The sequence below is a fragment of the Streptomyces sp. NPDC028419 genome, assembly GCF_055565515.1.
Genome location: NZ_JBVHUE010000005.1, coordinates 192,224 through 213,106, shown reverse-complemented (window position 1 = coordinate 213,106; position 20,883 = coordinate 192,224). Strand labels below are relative to the sequence as shown.

The window sequence follows — 20,883 nt, the reverse complement described above, 5'->3', positions numbered from 1 at the left end:
TTCACCCCTCCTGTCTCGACGTCGCGCAGGCGCGCTGCACGCCCCGGACGACGCTGTGGTAGCCGGTGCAGCGGCAGAGGTTCCCGGTGAGCCATTCGCGGATCTCGGGCTCGGTGGGGGCGGGGCCGCCGGCGGTGGTGTCGACGAGTTCGCCGAGTGCCATGACCATGCCGGGGGTGCAGAACCCGCACTGGGTGCCGTGTTCCTGGCGCAGGGCCTCCTGGAGTCCGCTCAACTGGCCGTCGGGCCCGGCGACGCCCTCGATGGTGGCGACGTCGGAGCCGGCCGCGGCGACGGTGAGGACGAGGCAGCTCTTGGCGGACTTCCCGTCGAGCCGGACCACGCAGGAGCCGCATTGGCCGGTGTCGCAGCCGACCTTGGTGCCGGTGAGGCCGAGTCCGTCGCGGAGCCGTTCGACGAGCAGTTCGTTCGGCTCGGCGGCGAACCGCTCTTCGACCCCGTTCACTTTCAGTGCGATATCCATGCGAGGGCCTGCGCTTCCGTGAACGGATGATTGAAGAGGGGTCCGCCGGGCTGGTGGAGAATTCCTCCGGAATGCAGCGGACCGGTGTCGACGGGGGCGAATCCGAGATCGGCGATGATTCCCGCGACGATTTCCTTGGCCTTCGCGTCGTCGCCCGCCGTGTAATGCGCCAGACGCTCCGCGGGCGTGACGCGCGACACGCTTCCGGCGACGGCGAGGGTCTCGAAGTGCATGGTGTTCAGGGATTTGACGATGCGGGCCCGCGGATACCATTCGGCGACCCGCTCGCTGGAGGACTTCGACCCGAAGCCCGGCGGCACGCCGCGGTCGCCGAAGGCGTTCATCGCGTCCACGAGCACCGTCCCGTCGACGGCGCCCGCGGGCAGCAGGTCGGCGGCCCGGTCGAAGGGCACCATCAGCACCAGGAGGTCGGCCCGCTCCGCCGCCTGGACGGGGGTCGCGGCCTGCGCGTCCGGGCCCAGTTCGGCCACGAGGTCGTCCAGCGAGCGCGGGCCGCGCGCGTTGGCGAGGACGACCTGGTGGCCGGCGGCGACCAGGATCCGCGCGAGGGTGGATCCGATCCGCCCGGTGCCGATGATGCCGGTGTTCATGGGTGACCCTTCAGTCCATGCCGATCCAGACCGACTTGGTCTGGGTGTAGCTCTCCAGGGACTCGGGGCCGCACTCGCGGCCGAAGCCGGAGGCCTTGTAGCCGCCGTACGGCACCGAGGGGTCGTACTGGTTGTAGCAATTGACCCAGACCGTCCCGGCCTTGATCTGCGAGGCGACCCGGTGGGCCCGGCGCAGGTCCTTCGTGTGCACCCCGGCGGCGAGGCCGTACGCGCTGTCGTTGGCGATGCGCACGGCGTCCTCCTCCGTGTCGAAGGGGATGATCGACAGGACCGGTCCGAAGATCTCCTCCTGGGCGATCCGCATGCCGTTGTCCACCCCGGTGAAGATGGTCGGCAGGAAGTACAGGCCCTCGGCCGAGGCCCCTTCCGGGGTCCAGCCGGTGCCGCCGACCCGCAGGACGGCGCCCTCCTTCTGGCCGATCTCGACGTACGAACCGACCTTGTCGAACTGCCCCTGGTGGGCCAGCGGCCCGAACAGGGTGGCCGGGTCGCGCGGGTCCCCGGGCCTGAGCGCCGCGGCCCGGCGCACCAGGCGCTCGACCATCTCGTCGTGGACGGGCCGCTGGAGCAGCAGCCGCGAACCGGCGGTGCAGATCTCGCCCTTGTTGTAGTAGATGCCGAAGAAGGCGAGCTCCTCGGCGGCGTCGAGGTCGGCGTCGGCGAAGACGATGTTGGCGGACTTGCCGCCGAGTTCCATCGTGACCTTCTTCAGGGTGTCGGCGGCCCTGCGGATGATGGACTGGCCGACGACGGTGGAGCCGGTGAAGGCGATCTTGTCGATGCCCGGATGCCCGGTCAGCGTCTCGCCCAGCTCCACCCCGGGCCCGGTGATCACGTTGAGCACCCCGTCCGGGATCTCCGCCTCCTGGAAGAGCTCGGCGATCTTCAGGGCGGTGAGCGGGGTGGCGGGAGAGGGCTTGTGCACGACCACGTTGCCCGCCGCGAGGGCTGGTGCGATCTTCGTCATCGACAGCAGCAACGGGAAGTTGAAGGGGGTGATGGCGCACACCACCCCGACCGGTTCCCGCAGCGTGTAGGCGAGCTGGCCGCCCGCCGGAGCCCGCGAGGAGCCCTCCACCCGGGTCACGGCCCCGGCGTAGTAGTGCATGAGCTGGGCGGCCATGGGCGCGTCCACGGTGCTGGAGAAGGCGAACGGCTTGCCCATGTCCACGGTCTCCAGCAGCGCGATCTCCTCCAGGTCCCGCTCGATCAGCTCGCCGACCCGGTTCAGCCGGAGCGCGCGCTCCTGTGCGGAGAGTCTGCTCCAGGGGCCCTCCTCGTACGCCGTGCGGGCGGCGGCGACGGCCGCGTCCGCGTCGGCGGCGGCGGCCTGGGCCACCGGCACGATCTCCTGGCCGTCCACGGGGCTGACGTCCGGTTCGGTCCGGCCGTCCCGGGCCTCGACCCAGGTGCCGCCGATGAACAGCTTCCCGGGGTTGGCGAGGGGTTGGCCCTTGAGCTGACGCTTCGTCATGGCTGCCTTCCGGTATCGGGTGCGGGCGGGTGTGCTACCCCTGGTCGAGCTGACGCAGGAACGTCTCGGCAAGGGCCTTGGAGGAGTAGGGGTTCTGTCCCGTCGTGAGCCCGCGGTCCACGACCACGTGCGAGTCCCAGATCGCCTCGGCCTTCTCGTAGCGGGCGCCGAGCCGGGTGAGTTCGACTTCGAGGATCAGCGGGAGCCGGCCCGCCATGTTGGTGACCATCTCCTCGCCGTGCGAGAAGGCCGTCATCCGATAGCCCTCGAAGGGCCACCGGCCCTCGCCGTCGCGCAGCGCGAGCAGCGCGGTGTGGCCGTGGCAGACCGTCGCGAGCGGCTTGTCCTGGGCGATCGCCCACCGCAGGACCTGCGCGAGCTCGTCGGACTTGGGGAGGTCCCCGATGGCGCCGTGACCGCCGCTGATGTAGATCCCGTCATAGTCGGCGACGTCCTTCTCGCCCAGGGTCTCCAGGGCGATCGGCCGCCTCAGCTGCGGGTTGCGCTCGATGGCCCGCAGGTACGCGGCGGCGTTGGCCGCGTCGTGGTCCTCGGAGCCCTGCGGCCGGACCCACCGCAAGAAGGCGGCGTCGACGCTGGTCTGGTCCACCGTGGGGGCCTGGCCGCCGATCGTCGCCACGTCCACGCTGTGGCCCGCGGCCTTGAAGAGCTCATAGGGCACCACGAATTCCTCGGCCCAGAATCCCGAGGGGTGCTGTTCACCGTCCAGCAGGTGGAGCGTGGCCTTGGCCGTCATGACGACGAGAATCTTCATGACTGATCTCCTTGTTTCCGATGCGCTGCCGATTCAACACGCCCCCCGCAAGGGGCGTAAGGGGGATGCCCTCAGGCCCGTGATACTTCGTCACGTGCGTCGAGCACCGCGATGATGGTGCGGAATTCATTGACCATGGGGTGGTCGGGATGGGCTTCGGCGAATATGCGTTCGCCGTACAGCGCGGCCAATTCCGGTGCGTACGGCAGGATTCCGGCCAGGGGCGCGCCGTAGACCTCCTCCGCGCAGCGCCGGAAGCGGACCGGGTCCACGCCCTGCGGGGCCATGCTCATCACCAGGGCCCGCCGGCAGGAGAGCCGCCCGGCCAGGGCGATGCTCTCCTCGACCCCCGAGAGGTCGATCCGGTCGGCGCGCGCGAGGATCAGCAGGACGTCGGCGCTCGCCATGGCGGTGACCGACTCGTTGCTGAGTCCGGCGTGGGTGTCGAGCAGCAGCACGTCCAGGGCCAAGGAGGAGACCAGTCGGTCGAAGCCCTCCGGGAGCAGCCCGACGTCGTAGCCCGTGGTCATGATCTCCCGCAGGGCCGCGCTGCCGGTCCTGGCGGGTACGACGTACAGCCCGGGGACGCCGGCCTGCCGGGCCGCGGCCTCGATCTCGCAGCGGCCGAGCAGGTAGTCGGTCAGCGACGGGCCGGGTCCGAGCCGGAAGAGCAGGTCGAGGGCGGGCGACTGGAGGTCGGTGTCGACCACCCCGACCCGGCGGCCGGCGCCCGCGAGCAGGAGTGCCAGGTTGGCCAGGACGGTGGACTTGCCGGTGCCGCCGCGGTGCGAGTGGACCACGACGGTCAGGGCCATCAGGCCACCGCCCGCTCGGCCGGTCCGGCGTCCCCGCCACCGGTCCCGTGCGGCCCCCGCGCCGCAGGTGGCCGGTGCAGGGCCAGCATGGTGACGTCGTCGTGCTGCTCCGCGCTCCCGGTGTGCTCCCGTACCGCGGTGTCCATCCGGTCGAGCAGGTCCCGGCCGCGCAGCGGCGTACGGGAGAGCAGGTCGAGCATGCGCGCGTCGCCGAGGAAGGTGCCGTTCGGGCACCGGGCCTCGGGCACCCCGTCGGTGAAGATGAAGAGGGTGTCCCCGGGGTCGAGTTGGGCGTACCCGAGGGTGTAGACGCAGTCGGGCAGCACCCCGACGGCGGGTCCGGTGACGTCCAGGGGCCTGGGCGTGGAGCCGTTCGCACTGAGCAACAGGGGTGGGTTGTGGCCGCCGTTGATGTAGACGAGGCTGCCGGTCAGCGGGTCGAGGACGCCGAAGAAGAGGGTGGCGAAGTACCCCTGCCGGAGGTGGTTGCGGGTGAGGTAGCCGTTGGTCGCGGTGACCGCGTTGAGCAGCGGGGTGGCGCCGACGACCGGGATGCGCCTGCTGCCGCCGGCGCGCCCGGCGGCGACCAGGTTCTGCAGGCCGCTGTTCTCGGCGGTGTGCCGCAGCAGCGAGCGGATCAGGGCCATGAAGAGGGCCGAGCCGACGCCCTTGTCGCAGACGTCGGCGACGACCACGGCGAGGCGTCGGCGGTGGGAGATCTCGAAGACGTCGTAGAAGTCCCCGGCTACCTGTCGGGCGGGCCGGAAGCGGACGTCGATCTCCCACCCGTCGGGCACGGGCAGGGACTCGGGCAGGAAGCCGGCCTGGATCTCCCGACCGATTTCCAACTCCTTCTCGTAGCTCATGAGTTCGGCGCGGGCATCGGCTTCGCGCAGGGTGCGGCCGAGCTCGGCGCGCTCGGAGCAGGTGTGCAGCCGGGCCGCCACCAGGGCGGGCAGGAAGGGCGGGACGAGGTAGTCGTGGCCGATGCGCACGTGTTCCTCCAAGCAGGCGAAGCCGCCCACGGTCCAGACGACCACGATCGGGGCTCCGGCCCAGCGGCGCAGCCGGCGCACGACCGTGCGCACGGACTCGCCCGCCACCTCGGCGGGGGCGAGCAGCACGTCGGCGACGGGCAGCGTCGCCAGCGGTCCGGTGAGCAGCTGCGACAGGGTGCGGGCGACCACGGCGGCGTCCATCGCCGCCAGGGCGGCGAGCAGTTCCGGGGGCGGCGGCGGGTCCGCCTCTAGGACGATCACGGTCGTGGAGGGCATGGGCCGGTCCCCTCTGCCTGCATGGGTGTCATCGCCGCGGCCGCGGGCCCGCGAGGACGGTCAGCGTGCTGATGTTGCGGCCCTCCCTGCGTACGTAGCCGAAGTCGTCCACGCTGGTGAGGGCGAGGTGGATGCCCAGGCCCCCGATGCGCCGGCGCTCGGGCGGCAGCTCGGTGGCGGGCGGCAGCCGGCCGGCCACCGGGTCGAAGGCCGGCGCGCCGTCCTCCAAGGAGATGCTCGCCCGCCCGGCCCCGGCGCGGCCCAGGACGGTGATCCGCCCTTCGTCGCCCCGGTATCCGTGCGTCACGATGTTCGTCGCCAGTTCGTCCACCGCGAGCCGCAGCCGGTAGGCGGCCCCCCGGTCGAGTCCGGCCGCCACCGCCACCGCCCGGACGAACTGGGCGATGGCGGTCAGCGAACCGAGGGTGGCCGGGACGTGCAGCTCGGCGGTGGCCGGTTCGGTCAGGCGGGTCCCGCGGTGCGGGCTAGCGCCCATGGGCGCTGCCCTCACTCATCGGAGAGGACGATGCTGCGGTCCAGGCCGGCCGTCCGGATGGTCCGGGAGACCGGCTCGATCGCGCCGACGACCCGGATGGTGACGTGGCCGGCGACCTTCTGCTGGGCGAAGACCAGGGAGCGCAGCCCGGCGCTGGCCATGTAGCCGACGCCGGCCATCCGGATCTCGACGGTGCTCGTGCCGTGCCCGGCTGCCTTCTCGATGGTCTGGTGGAAGTCGGGCGCGGTGTTGGCGTCCAGTTCGCCCGCCAGCTCGATCACGGTGGTGTCGCCCTCGATGCTCAGGGACACGGAAAGCGGCATGTCAGGTCTCCTTCGGCCGTGCGGTCAGGACGTCTCGGGATCCGGAGCGCGGCCGACCAGGACGACGACCGAGCGCGGACCGATCAGGTACTTGCCGGCGTTCTCCAGGAGGGCCTCGCCGCCCGGGGAACGGATGTCGTGCGGAGCCGCGGCGCCCGTGTCGGCGTAGAGGTGCCAGCTACGGTGCCCGGGCAGGGCGGGCAGCTCCAGGTCGTGCGGTTCCCAGTGCGCGTTCATGGCGACGTACACGACGTCGTCGTCGGCGGGCCCGCACCGGGCGACCGCCAGCAGGCGGCTGTCGGGCGACCAGTCGGGCTGCCAGGCCCGCTCCCCGTGCCAGCTGATGTCCGGCAGGCCCACGTGGTCGCGGACGAGGCCGGTGGGGTGCTCGGTGGAGCGCAGTTCGCGGTGGTGCTTGCGCAGGGCGATCATCTGGCGGGCGAAGCGCAGCAGTTCGGCGTTGTCCTCGACCTGGTCCCAGTCGAACCAGGAGAGTTCGTTGTCCTGGCAGTAGGTGTTGTTGTTGCCCTGCTGGGTGCGGCCGACCTCGTCGCCCGCCAGCAGCATGGGGATGCCCTGGCTGGTGAAGAGGATGGCGAGGGCGTTCTTCATCTGGCGCAGCCGCAGCCGGTTGACCTCGACGTCGTCGGTGGGTCCCTCGACACCGCAGTTCCAGCTCTGGTTGTCGTTGGCCCCGTCGTTGTTGTACTCGCCGTTGGCCTCGTTGTGCTTCTCGTTGTACGAGACCAGGTCGGCCAGCGTGAAGCCGTCGTGCGCGGTGAGGAAGTTGACGGAGGCGGCGGTGCCGCGGCCGGTGTACAGGTCGGGCGAGCCGGCGATCCGGGTGGCGAGTTCCCCGGTGAGGCCGGGGTCGCCCTTGAGGAAGCTGCGGACGGTGTCGCGGTACTTGCCGTTCCACTCCGCCCAGCGTCCGTAAGCCGGGAAGTTGCCGACCTCGTAGAGGCCGCCCGCGTCCCAGGCCTCGGCGATCAGCTTGGTGTGCCGCAGCACCGGGTCGTACGCGAGCATCTCCAGCAGGGGCGGATTGGGCAGCGGGGTGCCGTCCAGGTCCCGGCCGAGGATGGCGGCGAGGTCGAAGCGGAAGCCGTCGACGTGGTAGTCGGCGACCCAGTGGCGCAGGCAGTCGAGCACGTAGTTGCGCACGACCGGGTGGTTGCAGTTGACCGTGTTGCCCGTGCCGCTGAAGTTGAAGTAGTACCCCTCGGGCGTGAGCATGTAGTAGGTGGCGTTGTCGAGGCCCTTGAAGGAGATGGTCGGGCCGAACTCGTTGCCCTCGGCGGTGTGGTTGAAGACGACGTCGAGGATGACCTCGATGCCCGCCGCGTGCAGGTCCTTGATCAGGGTGCGGAACTCGTCGCCCTGCATGCCGTAGCGTCCGGTCGCCGCGTACCCGGCCTTCGGGGCGAAGAAGGAGACGGTGTTGTAGCCCCAGTAGTCGAAGAGGTGCTCGCCGGTCTCCGGGTTGGAGCGCGGGTTGTCGCTCTCGTCGAACTCGAACACGGGGAGCAGCTCTATGCAGTTCACCCCGAGTTCCTTGAGGTACGGGATCTTCTCGCGCAGGCCCGCGAAGGTGCCGGGGGCCGTCACGCCCGAGGAGGGGTGCCGGGTGAATCCGCGCACGTGGGTCTCGTAGACGACGAGGTCGGTGGCGGGGATCTGGAGCGGGGTGTCGTCGCCCCAGTCGAAGTCCTGGAGGCAGACGCGCGAGCGGTACTGGTAGGCCCGGTCGCGGTCCGGTTCCACGCCCCACACGTCACGGCCGCTGATCAGCCGGGCGTAGGGGTCGGAGAGGATCTGCCGGGCGTCGAAGCGGTGCCCGGTGACGGGGTCGAAGGGGCCGTCGGCCCGGTAGCCGTATTCGATGTTCTCGTGGTCGAGGCCGAAGACGGTCATGGAGAAGACGCTGCCGGTGCGGAACTCCTGGGGGAAGTCCAGCTCGGCCATCGGCTCGGGCTCTCCGCGCTTGAAGAGGACCAGGGCCATCGAGGTGGCCTGGTCGGAGAAGACGGAGAAGTTGACCCCGCCGGGGACCACGTTGGCCCCGAAGGGGAAGGGCTTGCCGGCGCGGACGCCGTACCCGCCCACCTCGTGGGTCGGGTAGGCGTCGACGCGCAGGACCTGTTCCGAGCTGCCCCCGCTCATCGCACGGCCGGTTTCGCGGCGGCCGCGGCGGCTTCGCCGGTCTCGAAGAAGTCGAGGAAGCCGGTGGCCGACATGACGAACCGGACTTCCTCGCTCACCCCGTACAGGGTGACGGCGACCCCGGCGTGCTGGGCCTCGCGGTAGACGACGAGCAGGGTCCGCAGGCCCGCGCTGGAGACGTAGGTGACGGTGGTGAGGTCGATGCGCAGCGGACGGCCCTCGCGGACCAGCGGCAGCAGCGACTGGAGCAGGGACCCGGAGGTCTCGCTGTTGATCTCGCCGGTGGCGACGAGCACGGTGCCCGTCTTGTTCCGGCGTTCCTTCACGCTGAGTGTCATGGTCTTCTTCCCCTCGTGTTGGGGCGCCCCCCGCCCCGCGCTACTTGTTCACCGGCCGCAGCCGGACCTTGACCTTCACCCGCCCCTGGACGTCGGGCAGCCGCACGGTGAGGCCGTCCGCGTCGAAGTCCGTCCACGGCTTCTCGTCGATCTCGACGGACGCGACCTGGACCGAGCCGGCGGGGAGCAGGTCGGGCGAGACGCGCAGCACGCGGTCGGGCAGGCCCGCCGGGTCGGGCTGGAAGTGGAAGTCCATCTCCCGGCCGTTGATCAGCAGGTTGTTGTAGACGGCGGAGAGGTAGCAGAGCTCGGCCGAGTGGTACATGGACATCGAGTGGCTGCCCTTGAGCCGCTCGGTGCCGAGCAGGTACGGCGTGCCGCTGGCCAGCACGTTGAAGTAGACCGCTCCCTCGTCGTGGTCGAGGAAGAAGGTGTTGTAGAAGGCCTGGGCCTGGCGGCCTTCGCGCAGGAAGTCCTCGTCGCCGAGGGTGCCGTGCAGGATCAGGTAGGCCAGGACGGCCTGTTCCTGCTGCCACCACGCCTTCCGGTCGTGCCAGGCGAAACGATACGTCTGGGCGTCGCCGACCTTCTGGCGCTCCACGACGTCGTACCAGCCGCCGCGCTGGAGGTCGCTCCCGACCTCCGGCATGATCTCGCCGATCCGGCGGGCCAGCTCCTCGTAGGCGGGCTTCGCCTTCAGGGAGTTCATCCGCATCAGGTTCCAGGCGATCTTGAGGTTGTGGCCGACGACCGCGCGGTTCTGCTGCCAGCTGTGCGTGGTGTCGTGGGACCAGTCGCGGTAGAAGCGTTCCTGGACGAAGGGGCTGTTCTTGTAGTCCGGGAAGCGGTCCGCGATGGTGTCGAAGGTGTACTCCAGGAAGTCGGCGTACTTCTGCTCGCCGGTCGCCAGGTACAGGTTGATCAGGTAGGCGGGCGCGTGGTCCCCGACGGAGTTCCAGTTCTTGCGCTCGCGGTTCTCACCCAGCGACTCGTGGTCGGCGCTGAAGAGGATCGGGTCGATGTGCGAGTAGTAGCCGCCGAGTTCGCCGTCGTGGAAGAACTTGTCGAACAGCCGGATGGTGGCGTCCGCGTCGTTCTTGATCCGGACGTCGCCGGTGATCCGGTAGGTCTGGATCGGCCCGGCGAGCGCGTAGATCTGCTCGTACATCGGGATCGCGTCGTAGTCGTCGGAGAACTCCGAGGTGAAGAGCTTGCGCTCGCTGTCCCCGTCGACGCTGATGCCGTGGTACCAGAAGACCACGTCCTCCTCGCTGTCCACGACCCGCATGTGCTTGCGCAGGTACTCGGTGCCGCGCTCGGCGACCTCCAGGTACTCGTCCTTGCCGGTCAGGAGGTAGGCCGAGGCCATGCCGTAGACCAGGCGGGAGATGGTGTCCGTCTCCTGGACGTGGCTGGCCGTCTTGTCGCCGCCGAGCCGGATCTCCGTGCGGTACTGCGCGAAGTCGACCGGGCCGTCGCCGAACTGGGCGCGCCGGTAGAAGGAGGCCAGCGATTCGATCTGTTTGACCCACCAGCTCGGCTCCTCGAAGCGGAAGTCCTCGGCGCCGCGGCCGAGGAACACCAGCCGCTTCGCCTCGAACCGGCCCCCGGCCTCGGGGTAGTGCACGCCGTAGACGTAGAGGAAGCGGCCCGGCGAGAGCATCTCGTCGATGTGCCCGGAGGCGTCCACGTACGGCTCGTCCAGATTGCGGACCAGTTCGGCGCTGGGGTCCCCGGCGAGCGAGACCTCGAAAGCGCGGCCGTCGGCGGTGTTCAGGCGCAGGGTGCGGGCGCTGGAGTCGAAGCGGCCGACGTAGCCCGCGATGGTGTCGGAGAAGGAGAAGCTCACGGCGTCCGCCATGTCATGCACCGTCCTTGTCGGGAGAGCGGTCGGTCACTGAACGGTCTTCGTCCTCGTATCCCTGGCTGACCTCGACGATCACCCCGTCGGGATCGCGCAACCACACCGTGCGCCAGCCGCAGATGAAGTCGTCGAAGTCCAGCGGCCCCAGGGTCACTTCGGCCGCGTCCCCCAGCTCCGCGAGGAAGGCGTCGACGCTGTCGGTCTGGAAGGCCAGGTGGCGCATCCGTCCCGGGGCCCGGGGGCCGTCCTCGTGCGCCGGGCGGGCCGGTCCGTCGGCGGAGCCGAAGAGCTCCAGGTACGCGTCCCCCTTGCGCAGGAACACGATCCGGGCGTCCCCCAGGTCCACCACGCGGGCCCGGGCGAAGCCGAAGTACCGGGTGTAGAACTCCTCGGTGGTCTTCTGGTCGGCGCAGTTCAGGCCCACGTGCGAGAAGCGCAGGCTCGCGTCCATCAGCGGGCACCTCCCGGCGGCGGGGGGGGGGGGGGGGGCCCGGGGGGGGGGGGGGGGGAGGGGGGGGGGGGTGGGGGGGGGGGGGGGGGGGGGGGGGGGGGGGGGGGGGGGGGGGGGGGGGGGTGTGGGTGGTGGGAGGGGCGGGGGGAGAGGGAGGGGGGTGGGGGGTGGCGCCCCCCCCCCCCCCCCCCCCCCCCCCCCCCCCCCCCCCGGAGGGGTTGTCAGGCGGGCTTCAGGGAGGGTCAGCCGACCTTCTGCGCGGTCCAGGACTGTGCGGCGCGGCCGTCCGCGCGCTGGAGGTCCAGCAGCCAGTTCCCGTAGTAGGGACGGCTGCTCACCGTCAGCGCGAAGCCGCCGCTCGGGTCGGTGACGGTCACCGCGGCGCCTCGGGAGGCGAGCTTCCAGGCCTGCGCGGCGCCGCCGCACGGCTGCTGGGCGACCCACACCCCCGCGGCCGGGGCGCTGCCCGGCTGCAGGCACTTGCCGGAGACCGCGGAGCGGATGCGGACCAGTCCGTTGCCCGCGTCGTCGAAGTACCACTGCTGCTGGGCGTACCCGTTGGAGCGGGCCCCGACGAGCACGGTCCCGTCGGCGGCGCGCCCGCCCCAGACCTCGGCGTTCATGCCGGTGCTGCCGTTGCCGAGCAGGTAGCGGGCGCCGGGTGTGGTCGCGCCGCCGCCCGTGCCCTTGGTACGGAAGGACGCGCTCTTGCCCGCTCCCGTGTCCCGGCCGGCGTTGTCGCGGACGGAGACGGCGACCGTGTAGGCGGTGTCGGGCCGGAGGTTGTAGACGCGCAGCACCGGGGACTGGACCCAACCCAGGTGCTTGCCGTTCAGCAGGACCTGGTACCAGGCGGCGCCGTCGACCTTGGGCCAGTTCACGACGGCGGAGTCCGACTGGATCTGTCCCACCGTCACGTCCGGACCGCCGGTGGGGCTCTTGGTCGGCGTGGGCGTCGGCTTCTTGGTCGGCGTGGGGCCCGGGTTCGGGCCGGGGTCCGTGCCGCCTCCGCCCTGGGTGCGCATCAGGAACTGGTTGTCCGCGATGTTCCAGTGCGTGGCGAGGTAGCTGCCGGCCTTGGGGCTCGTGTGGAAGTAGTCGTCGTGGTTGCAGTCCAGGATGTTCTCGGACGCCTGGTTGGTGCAGACGTTGCGCATCTGCGGGTAGTAGGGCGTGTCCGAGTAGCACATGACGTCGAACTCGTCGGTGCAGTGAGCCCCGCGGCTGCTGTTCGGGGCGCTGTTGTTGACCGCTCCCAGATTGTGGCCGAGCTCGTGCGCCGCGGTGTGGCCGCCCCAGCAGCCGGAGTCCGTGCGCCCGTACGAGGGGCCGAAGTTGCTGATGTTGGCCTGGCCGGGCCGCTCGTCTCCGTTGAAGGTGCCTATGCCGCAGTAGACCTGGGTGTCCGCGAAGATCATGTACTTGCGGTCGCGGCGGTCGAGCCCCTTGCCGGCGAGGGCGGTGTTGGTGGCGCTGAACTCGGCCAGAGCGGAGTCGGGGAGCTCGATGTTGACCACGGTCGGAGTGCAGTCCGCGGCCGTGACGTAGCGGATGTGGCGGATCCCGCCGGTCTCCTGGGCGCTCGTCGCGTAGATGAGGTCGGCGTCGGCCGCCCACTTGCGGAACGAGGCCACGTATTCGGAGTAACGGTCGCGGCCCGGTCCGTGGACGTACACGACCTGGACCCGGTTGCCCGTGCTGCCGTCGCCGTCGCACTGGACGGTCTGGCCGGCGGGTCCGGCGGCGACGGCCTGACCCGCGGGCGAGGGCGCGGGCGCGGCGGCCTTGTCGGCGGCGCGACCGGCGTCGGCGGCGGGCGCGTCCTCGGGACGTCCGCCCCCTTCGGAGCTCGCGGGGTCGTCGGCCTGCGGGCGGGCCGGATCGGCCGCCGGCGCCTGGGACTTGACCGCGGGCTGGATGTCCTTCGTGATGTCGACGCCCTTGGGCGGGGCGTCCGGTCCGTGGGTACAGAGGCCGGCGCTGGTCCGGTAGACGCCGACGCACCGGTCGCCTCCCGGCGCGGGGTCGAGACCGTCGTAGACCATGCCGCGCGCGCTCTCGTTGGCGGGCGCGGCCGCGAGGGGCTTGGGCTCCTGGTCCCGGGCGGGCGCGGCGGCCGGGGCGCCGGCCCCCGCGGCGGCTTCTACGGACACGGCCTGGGCGCCATCACCCATGCCGGAGTAGGCGATGCCTGCGGCGATCACCGCCGCCGTGCTCATGGCGGCGGTGAGAAGTATCAGCCGCCGGGGCTTGCGGCGATGCTCCCGCCGTCTACGTCGTCCTGTCATGCGCACCTCAACTGTGGATCGGATGAGTGGGTGCGCGGAAGCCTGCCAGACGAACACGGCGGAGAATTCGGACAAAGAGGGGCCGCACCTCAAGAAATCATTCCGTTACCTGCCCGTCGAATTTGACGAACACTCACCACCCTTGAAAACAAGGCCAGTTACGCGCGTCACGTGGATTGGTCCAGGCCTTATAGAGGACAGTCGTTATCGAAATGAAATATGAAGCGGAGGGCTATTGACAGGAATTCAGTCAAGAATTCACCTAATTACTACCTGTCGAAATTCCCTCGTCACGACCTGTGAGGAACGCGAGCCTCCGGCCGGCCCTGACAACCGGTCAGGGCCGGGGCGCCGACCGCACTCGTGCATGCGGCCGGCGCCCCGGCCCGCCGGGAGGCAACGGATCAGCTGACGGATCGGCTAACGGATCGGCTCACGGGTCAGCTGTTGAGGGAGCCGTTGCCGGACAGCACCGGGATGTTGTCCAGGATGTGCGAGAGCGACTCGTCGCCCTTGGCCTGGGTGGAGTTCTCGGTGCACTGCTGGTTCATCGGGTTGGACAGGACGTTGATGTCCTGGACCCCGACGTTGGCGATGATCGCGACCAGCGACTGGGCGTTGACCTTGACGGGCAGTCCCACGCAGGGCTTGTTGGCGGAGCCCTGGACCAGGCTGAGCTGCGGGCTCTGGTTGCCGGCGGTCTTCTGGTTGCCGTAGACCTGGGAAGCACCGTTGCCGTTGACGGTGTTGACCCCGTCGTCGTTGCCGATCGCCATGGCGGGGGCGGCCACGGCGGCGCCCGCTCCGAGGATGGACGCGGTCGCGGCGGCGGTGGCCAGAATCTTGTTGAACATCACAGGTCCTTCTACGAGTGCACGGTCAATGACGCCTCGATCAACGACGGGACCGGCCGTAGGTGTCTGTGATCCGCCTGAACAGCCCACTGCTGGGCCCTCGTTCGACGCCGGCCGCACACGGCGAGCCGCGTCGGCCGTGCGATCGAAGCTCAGCGGCCGGGGCCCTGGATCCGGGCCGCGGCGCGGTGCAACTCGGCGAGGACCGTGCGCACGGCCCTGCGCGCGGTGCGTTCGGGCCGGTGCAGGACGTCGATGTCGCGCCGCGCGCGCACTCCGCTCAGGGGCCGCAGGACGACGTCGGGGTGTGGCCGGGCGGTCCAGCGGGGCATCAGCGCGAGACCTCCTCCGGCGGCGACGACCTCGGCGACCACCGCGAACTCGTTGATGCGGTGGACGATGTCGAGTCGGCGGTTGGCCACGCTGGCGATGGCCTCGATGGTGGACATCAGCGGGAAGCCGTCGTGCACCGTGATCCACGGTTGGTCCGCCACGTCCCGCGGGGTGAGCCGCGACTTGGCCGCCAGCGGATGACCGGCCGGCAGGGCGACGTCGAGGGGCTCGCGCAGCAGCGTCGTCGAGGTCACGGTCCGCGGCCAGGGCGGGCCGTGGTCGAGACGGTGGGCGAGTACGAGGTCGTAGTCACGGGTGAGGGTGGGGAACCGGTCCTGGGGCACGTCCTCGTCGGCGAGTGCGGGGCGCGGGCGTCCGGGGCCGGCGAGGCCGCGCAACAACAGCGGGAAGAACGCGGACGCCGCGCTGTGGAACGCGGCCACCGACACGTCGCCGTCTCCTTGCTCCGCGAAGTCGCTGATCGTGTTCCGGGCCTGGGCCAGGGCGGTCTCGACTCCGACGGCCGCCACGGCCAGGGCCTGGCCGGCATCGGTCAGTACCACCTTGCGTCCGGCACGTTCGGTGAGCGGGACGGGAATCGAACGCTGGAGCAGCCGCAGTTGTTGCGAGATCGCGGACGGCGTCACGTGCAGTGCCTCGGCGACCGCGCTGACGCTGCCCAGGTCTCCCAGTTCGCGCAGGATGCGCAGCTGCCGTTCGTCCACGCCGACATTGTAGTGCCGCTACACCGTAGGTTTAGAGATTGGTCGTGGCCTTCAACGTGCTGGTGGGGCAGCGTGGCGGCATGCATGTTGCCCGCCGCACCGATGCGGTACTTTTCCTGGTCGCGCTGGTCTGGGGTTCCAGCTACCTCGCGGCCAAGACGGCCACCGTCGCGCTCCCGGTGCTGGCGGTCCTGTTCGCCCGGTACGCGCTGTCCGCACTCGCGTGCGGAGCCCTGGTGGCCGTACGCGGCCGCGCCCGGAGCCGCACCCGCTGGACCCGTGCGGAGGTCCGCGTCGGGTCGCTGCTGGGAGTCACCCAGGCGGCCGTGCTCGTGCTGGAGACGTACGGGGTGGCGCACACCAGCGCCGCGAACGCCGGTTTGATCATCAGCCTGACCATCGTGTTGACGCCCCTGCTGACTCCGCTGCTGCACCGCACGGGCGGCCGGCGACTGCCGTGGACGTTCTTCCTCGCCGCCGGTGTCTGCGTCGTGGCCGTCGGGCTGCTCACCGCCGGCACCGGGCTGCACGCCCTACGCACGGGAGACGCGCTGATGCTCGCCGCCGCGCTCGTCCGGGCCGGGCACGTCGTTCTCGTCGGCCGGCTCACCGCGCGCCGTCCTCTGGACCCGCTGCACCTCACGACCGTGCAGACGGTCGTCGGCTCGGTCCTCTTCCTGCCGCTCGCCGCCGTCCACCTGCCCGACCTGTTCCACAGCAGCGCCACCACCTGGGCCCAGCTGGCCTATCTCGCCCTGTTCTGCAGCGTGTTCGCCTTCCTCGCGCAGACGTGGGCCGTGCAAGGCACCTCCGCCAGTCGAGCCAGCCTGCTGCTGGGCACCGAACCGATCTGGGCCGTCGCCATCGGCATCGGCGTCGGCGGGGAACGGCTCACCCCGTGGGCCGCCCTGGGCGCCCTGCTGATGGTCGCCGGTACCTACTGGGGCCAGAACATCGAACGTACCCACCGGACCGAGCCGACCGCGCACCACACCACCACAGCGAGAGCAAGCACCGGAAAAGAGGAAGAACCATGCCCGAAGATGACACGTACCAGCGCCTGATCACCCTGTTCGACACCACAGGGACGCCCTACCGACTCATCGATCACGAACCCGAGGGCAGCACGGAGGCGGTGTGTGCCCTGCGCGGGCACCCCACCTCGCACGCGGCGAAGTGCATCGTCCTCAGGGTCAAGACCGACAAGAAGACCACCCGCCACGTCCTCGCGGTCGTCCCGGGCGACCGGCGCGTCGACCTGGACGCCGTCCGTACGTTGTTCGACGCCCGCTACGTCGGCTTCAGCGACGCCGCCACCGCCGAGCGACTGGCCCACGCCGTCCCCGGCACCGTGCTGCCCTTCGCCTTCGATCCCGACCTCGAACTCGTCGCCGACCCCGCGGTCGTCGCCCGGCCCGAGCTGTACTTCAACGCCGCCCGGCTCGACCGGTCGGCGGTCATCTCGGGCGAGGACTACGCCCGGCTCGCCGTGCCGCGCGTCGCGCCCATCGCCGCTGCGGCTCCCGCTGCCACCGCCGCTGCCGCGACCGACACCGTGACGTAACGAAGATGCCCGGGGCCTGGGGAGGCTCCGGGCATCTTCTTCACTTCACTTCACTTCACTTCACGTCACTTCACTTCACGTCATCTCGTGTCACGTCACGGCCGGTCGGCCGTTCGGCTGATCGGTACGTGTCAGAAGGTGAGCTTGAAGTCGGTGATCGTGCCGACGTCGGCGGCTCCCTTGTCCTGGACCTTCAGCTTCCAGGTGCCGTTGGCCGCTACGGCCGAGGCGTTGACCGTGTAGGTCTTGTCCAGGTTCGCCGTGGAGTCGGACGACGAGCTCTGCAGGCGGAACGAGGTCCCGTTGGGGGCCACGAGGTCGATCTGGAGGTCACCGATGTAGGTGTGCGTGACCTTCACGCCGACCTTGAGGGTGCTCGGCGCGTTGCCGGTGACCCCGCTGACGGCGACCGACGAGGTGACCGCGGGGCCGGGCGAGTCCGGAATGGCCACCCGGGTCGTGCTCTCGAAGACCTTCCCCGGGGTGGTGGTGCCGCCACCCGAACGGGCGCCCACATTGACGGCCGCCCAGGCGTCGGTGACGTTCTTGACCTCGGCGCTGCCGGCACCGTACAGCTCGGTCGCCGCGGCGATCGTGCCGGTGCGGGCACCCGCGTAGTCCGTGCTGGAGTTGAACTTGGTGGTGAGGGCCTTGTACCAGATGAGCTGCGCCTTGTCCCGGCCGATGCCGGTGACGGGCAGGCCGTCGGAGGTCGGCGAGTTGTAGCTGACGCCGTTGACCGTCTTGGCGCCGGAGCCCTCGGAGGCCAGGTAGAACCAGTGGTTGGCCGGGCCCGAGGAGTAGTGGACGTCGAGGTTGCCGACGCCGGAGTACCACGCGTCCGCGGAGCCGCCGTCCTTGCTCGGCTTGTCCATGTAACGCAGCGGAGTGCCGTCGCCGTTGATGTTGATCTGCTCGCCGATGAGGTAGTTGCCCGGCGCGCTGGGGTTGTTCGCGTAGAACTCCACGGACGTGCCCATGATGTCGGAGGTCGCCTCGTTCAGGCCGCCCGACTCGGCGCTGTACTCCAGACCCGCGGTGGCGGCGGTGACGCCGTGCGTCATCTCGTGGCCGGCGACGTCCAGCGAGGTCAGCGGGTCGTTGTTGGCCGTTCCGTCGCCGTAGGTCATGCAGAAGCAGTCGTCGTCCCAGAACGCGTTGACGTAGGCGTTCCCGTAGTGGACGCGGGAGTAGGCGGCGACGCCGTCGCCGCGGATTCCGGAGCGCCCGAGGACGTTCTTGTAGAAGTCCCAGGTGACCCCGGCGCCGTACGCGGCGTCCGCGCCCGCGGTGGCGAGGTTGGAGTTGGCCCCGTTGCCCCAGGTGTCGGTGGACTGGCTGAAGAGCGTGCCCGTGCCCGACGTACCGCGGTTCAGGTTGTACGTCTTGTGGCCGCCGCGGGCGGCGTCGTTCAGCGTGTAGGTCGAACCGGACGCGGACGTGCCGAGGGTGACCTGGCCGCTGTAGTGGGTGTTGCCGACACCGGTCTCGATGCCCTGCCACTGGTGGAGCTTCGCGCCCGTCTTGGCGTCGGTGATGACGTGGAGCTTGTTGGGGGTGCCGTCGTCCTGGAGGCCGCCGATGACGGTCTCGTAGGCCAGCGTCGGCACGCCGTTCGCCATCCACACGACCTTGCGGGGCGCGGCGTCGGCCTTGTCCGCCTTGGAACCGACCGACTTCGCGGCGTCGAGCGCCTTCGCGGAGGCCGCTGCCGGCGCGTCGGCCGGGGCGGAGGTGGAGATGCCCTGGAGCTGGGCGGCGGACGCCTTGCTCACGCTCTGCGTCCGGTCCGCGGCGGTGCGGCTGACGACCAGGTCGCCGCCCAGGACGGGGAGGCCCTCGTACGTCCGCTCGTACCGGGTGTGGGTGGTGCCGTCCTGGTCCTTCACCACGTCGTGGACCAGGAGCTTCTCCTGCGAGCCGAGACCGAGCTCCTTGGCCGTGGCGGCCGTGGTGCCCTGCGCCTTGGCTATGAGCTCGGCGCGCTGGCTCGGGGTGAGCTGAGCGGGCAGTGCACCCGGGTTGCGCACGGGTGCGCCACCGGGGGCGTTCGTGTTCGCGGACGCCTCGGGCTGCGCGCTGGCGCTGCCGGCCTGGACGCCGACGGTCAGCAGGGCGGCGGCTGCGAGCAGGGCGCCGGTGGCGGTGGCGTTCCGGCGGTGCGTGGACTTCACGCGGACTCCTTCAGAGTGTGGGGGGTGGAACGAACCGGCGGCCGGGACGAGGCCGGCTTGCCGGACAGAGCCGGAGGTGTCAGTGGTTCTGGTGGTGCTGGTGGTGCTGATGGCACGTCTGGCTCTGGTGGTGCTGTTGGGGATGGGGAGAGGTTGCCAGCGATCTTCGTGATCGCCATGGACACGCCATGTATCAGCCGAAACATGTCCGGATTTCGATGAGTGGCGACCGCCGAGCGGACACGTAGGGGCAGAACGAAACGCCCCCCAAGGATCCCAACTGGCCCATCACGGACAGGATTTGACCAGATCCTGACACTCGGCTCGGTCTTGCGCATTCAGGTAAAGCGTTCGACATCAACCGTCAAACAGTCTTGCTCCGCGCATGACTTGACGGGTGTGATCACGGAAACCGCCCCGACAGCGGGGCACAATCGCGTTGACCCGCGTGGGCGGGGCGGAGATCGTGAGCGCATGACGGACAGCACCTGGCTCAACCGCGACCACCACTTCGCTCCCGGCAAGGAGCTCTTCCGCAGCGGGCGCAGCTTCCACCTCTTGGCCTTCACGGCGAGCCACAGCCAACTCCTGATGCGCAGCGTCGGTCGGCCAGACGAGCCCGGTGAGCCCGAGACCACGATCGACCTGCTCTTCAAGCCCGCCGCTGTGGTGAAGATCAGCACCGGTTACCGCGGCTTGGTGATCAGGTGCGCGACCGAGGCCGAGACCGAGCGGGTGAAGGCCGAACACGCCAGCATGTACTTCGGCAGGGAAGATCGCGTTTTCGTCCTGGAGAGCGAGGGCGATTCCGATTACGTGGTCGCCATGGCCGTCGGCTGGACCGAAGGAGTGCTCCGCCGCACGCAGCAGAGCTTCTTCAACACCTTCTACCCCGCCGGGCGGCCCGCCTGGCCCAGCCAGCCGCTCTCCGGTGTCGATGCCGGCCTCGACATCGCGTCGGCCCAGGAACTCGTCGAGGCACTGTCGGCCGAGGAGAACACCACGATCCGGCGCGAGCGCCACCGCCACATCAGCGTCCTCATGACACGGGTGATGCGCCCCGAGGGACCCCAGGTCACCGCGGCGGGGGCCTTCCTGAGCAGAGCCGATGCCGAGGAGGCCCGAGCCGTGATCACCGCGGAGTCGATCGACTGCTGGATCGAGGAGATCCCGATCGCCGTGTGACCGGATGCGGCCCGGGCGTCCCGGCCATGGGCGGACCGCGCCTAGAGTCGAAGGCCGCGGATCGACCCGCCCGTTCCGCGGACCGTTCCGCGCTAGTGCGGTGCCCGGGAACCGTTGCCGGGCCCGCGATGGGGGGCGGGCCGGCGGCGGTGCGCCGAGGCGTGGAGGCGCCAGCCGACCGCGGCTCCGACCGTGTACCAGAGCAGGTCCGGGGCGTTGAAGGTGGAACCGAGGACGAGACGGGCCGCGGTGCTGTGCCGCGCCAGTTCCGCCGGCAGCGGGCCGAGTTGGAGGAACTCGATCGCCCAACTCGCGGCCAGGGCGATCGCCGCGGCCCGCGAGGGCGTCGTACGCGGCGCGACCACGACGACGAGCGCGAGCAGCAGGACCGTGTAGAGGGCGTCGCCGCCGTACTTGGCCACGTCCCCGCCCGCCACGGCCCGAAGCCCCAGACCCGCGCACTCCGTCGCCGCGGCAGCGGCGGCCGCCACGAGGCGGATCCGTACGGGGTCGGCGGCCGTGCGGCCATGGGTTCCTGGTACGAGCACGGAGTCATCCTGCCGCACGCCGCTCGCCCGGGAGGCCCGGGCCCTACGGGCGGACTGCGGGACGACACGGCCGACGGCGTCGGTCCGATCGCAGTGCGCGATCGGACCGACGCCGTCAGTAGG

The 20,883-nt window shown here is 70.5% G+C and carries 20 protein-coding genes; 3 read left to right on the top strand and 17 right to left on the bottom strand.

Going from position 1 to position 20,883, the window contains the following annotated elements; translation table 11 throughout:
- Position 1 precedes the first annotated feature (1 nt).
- From ACZ4UB_RS08585 to ACZ4UB_RS08515, 15 genes are all read right to left on the bottom strand, one after another.
- Positions 2–466 (bottom strand): (2Fe-2S)-binding protein, encoded by a 465-nt coding sequence (locus ACZ4UB_RS08585; RefSeq protein WP_468069139.1) that lies wholly within the window; start codon positions 464–466, stop codon positions 2–4.
- Between the two features lie 2 nt (positions 467–468).
- Positions 469–1,095, bottom strand: coding sequence for an NADPH-dependent F420 reductase (locus ACZ4UB_RS08580; protein ID WP_468069137.1), 627 nt, complete (start codon positions 1,093–1,095; stop codon positions 469–471).
- A 10-nt stretch (positions 1,096–1,105) separates the two neighbouring features.
- Complete coding sequence (locus tag ACZ4UB_RS08575) at positions 1,106–2,590, bottom strand: aldehyde dehydrogenase family protein (protein ID WP_468069135.1); 1,485 nt, start codon at positions 2,588–2,590, stop codon at positions 1,106–1,108.
- Between the two features lie 34 nt (positions 2,591–2,624).
- Positions 2,625–3,365, bottom strand: a complete 741-nt coding sequence (locus tag ACZ4UB_RS08570) for a type 1 glutamine amidotransferase domain-containing protein (protein ID WP_468069133.1) — start codon at positions 3,363–3,365, stop codon at positions 2,625–2,627.
- A gap of 71 nt (positions 3,366–3,436) precedes the next feature.
- Positions 3,437–4,180 (bottom strand): MinD/ParA family ATP-binding protein, encoded by a 744-nt coding sequence (locus ACZ4UB_RS08565; RefSeq protein ID WP_468069132.1) that lies wholly within the window; start codon positions 4,178–4,180, stop codon positions 3,437–3,439.
- Positions 4,180–5,454: a PP2C family protein-serine/threonine phosphatase gene (locus tag ACZ4UB_RS08560; RefSeq protein ID WP_468069131.1), complete on the bottom strand. Its 1,275-nt coding sequence runs from the start codon at positions 5,452–5,454 to the stop codon at positions 4,180–4,182. Before ACZ4UB_RS08560 ends, ACZ4UB_RS08565 begins: the two co-directional genes overlap by 1 nt.
- Before the next feature lie 28 nt (positions 5,455–5,482).
- On the bottom strand, positions 5,483–5,950 hold the full coding sequence (locus ACZ4UB_RS08555) for an ATP-binding protein (protein ID WP_468069129.1): 468 nt from the start codon (positions 5,948–5,950) through the stop codon (positions 5,483–5,485).
- An 11-nt stretch (positions 5,951–5,961) separates the two neighbouring features.
- A complete protein-coding gene (locus ACZ4UB_RS08550; protein ID WP_354381527.1) occupies positions 5,962–6,273 on the bottom strand; it encodes an STAS domain-containing protein in 312 nt (103 codons plus the stop codon).
- Between the two features lie 24 nt (positions 6,274–6,297).
- A complete protein-coding gene (gene glgX / locus ACZ4UB_RS08545; protein ID WP_468069128.1) occupies positions 6,298–8,436 on the bottom strand; it encodes a glycogen debranching protein GlgX in 2,139 nt (712 codons plus the stop codon).
- Positions 8,433–8,774 (bottom strand): STAS domain-containing protein, encoded by a 342-nt coding sequence (locus ACZ4UB_RS08540; RefSeq protein ID WP_399262331.1) that lies wholly within the window; start codon positions 8,772–8,774, stop codon positions 8,433–8,435. The genes glgX and ACZ4UB_RS08540 overlap by 4 nt, the downstream gene beginning before the upstream one ends.
- A gap of 40 nt (positions 8,775–8,814) precedes the next feature.
- Positions 8,815–10,635 (bottom strand): AGE family epimerase/isomerase, encoded by a 1,821-nt coding sequence (locus ACZ4UB_RS08535; protein ID WP_468069127.1) that lies wholly within the window; start codon positions 10,633–10,635, stop codon positions 8,815–8,817.
- 1 nt (position 10,636) lies between these two features.
- The gene (locus tag ACZ4UB_RS08530; protein ID WP_468069126.1) at positions 10,637–11,089 is read right to left on the bottom strand and encodes a VOC family protein; all 453 of its coding nucleotides are present in this window, start codon (positions 11,087–11,089) and stop codon (positions 10,637–10,639) included.
- 242 nt (positions 11,090–11,331) lie between these two features.
- Entirely contained in the window at positions 11,332–13,308 is a 1,977-nt protein-coding gene (locus ACZ4UB_RS08525) for an RICIN domain-containing protein (RefSeq protein ID WP_468069125.1), read from the bottom strand.
- 509 nt (positions 13,309–13,817) lie between these two features.
- Positions 13,818–14,231, bottom strand: coding sequence for a rodlin (locus tag ACZ4UB_RS08520; RefSeq protein ID WP_468069124.1), 414 nt, complete (start codon positions 14,229–14,231; stop codon positions 13,818–13,820).
- A gap of 152 nt (positions 14,232–14,383) precedes the next feature.
- A complete protein-coding gene (locus tag ACZ4UB_RS08515; RefSeq protein WP_468069123.1) occupies positions 14,384–15,289 on the bottom strand; it encodes a LysR family transcriptional regulator in 906 nt (301 codons plus the stop codon).
- Positions 15,290–15,369: 80 nt separating this feature from the next.
- On the opposite strand from ACZ4UB_RS08515, the gene ACZ4UB_RS08510 reads away from it, so the two are divergent.
- Both ACZ4UB_RS08510 and ACZ4UB_RS08505 read left to right on the top strand, forming a co-directional pair.
- Positions 15,370–16,353, top strand: a complete 984-nt coding sequence (locus tag ACZ4UB_RS08510) for a DMT family transporter (protein WP_468069122.1) — start codon at positions 15,370–15,372, stop codon at positions 16,351–16,353.
- On the top strand, positions 16,323–16,853 hold the full coding sequence (locus ACZ4UB_RS08505; RefSeq protein ID WP_468069121.1) for a YbaK/EbsC family protein: 531 nt from the start codon (positions 16,323–16,325) through the stop codon (positions 16,851–16,853). Before ACZ4UB_RS08510 ends, ACZ4UB_RS08505 begins: the two co-directional genes overlap by 31 nt.
- Positions 16,854–16,984: 131 nt before the next feature.
- Here the strand turns inward: ACZ4UB_RS08505 and ACZ4UB_RS08500 are convergent, their stop codons facing one another.
- Positions 16,985–19,027 carry a M4 family metallopeptidase gene (locus tag ACZ4UB_RS08500; protein ID WP_468069120.1) on the bottom strand — a complete coding sequence of 681 codons (2,043 nt, stop codon included), beginning with the start codon at positions 19,025–19,027 and terminating at the stop codon, positions 16,985–16,987.
- 474 nt (positions 19,028–19,501) lie between these two features.
- Between ACZ4UB_RS08500 and ACZ4UB_RS08495 the strand changes: the two genes are divergently transcribed.
- Positions 19,502–20,212 (top strand): hypothetical protein, encoded by a 711-nt coding sequence (locus ACZ4UB_RS08495; protein WP_468069118.1) that lies wholly within the window; start codon positions 19,502–19,504, stop codon positions 20,210–20,212.
- A gap of 92 nt (positions 20,213–20,304) precedes the next feature.
- Here the strand turns inward: ACZ4UB_RS08495 and ACZ4UB_RS08490 are convergent, their stop codons facing one another.
- Complete coding sequence (locus ACZ4UB_RS08490) at positions 20,305–20,760, bottom strand: ribosomal maturation YjgA family protein (RefSeq protein WP_468069117.1); 456 nt, start codon at positions 20,758–20,760, stop codon at positions 20,305–20,307.
- Positions 20,761–20,883: the final 123 nt, after the last annotated feature.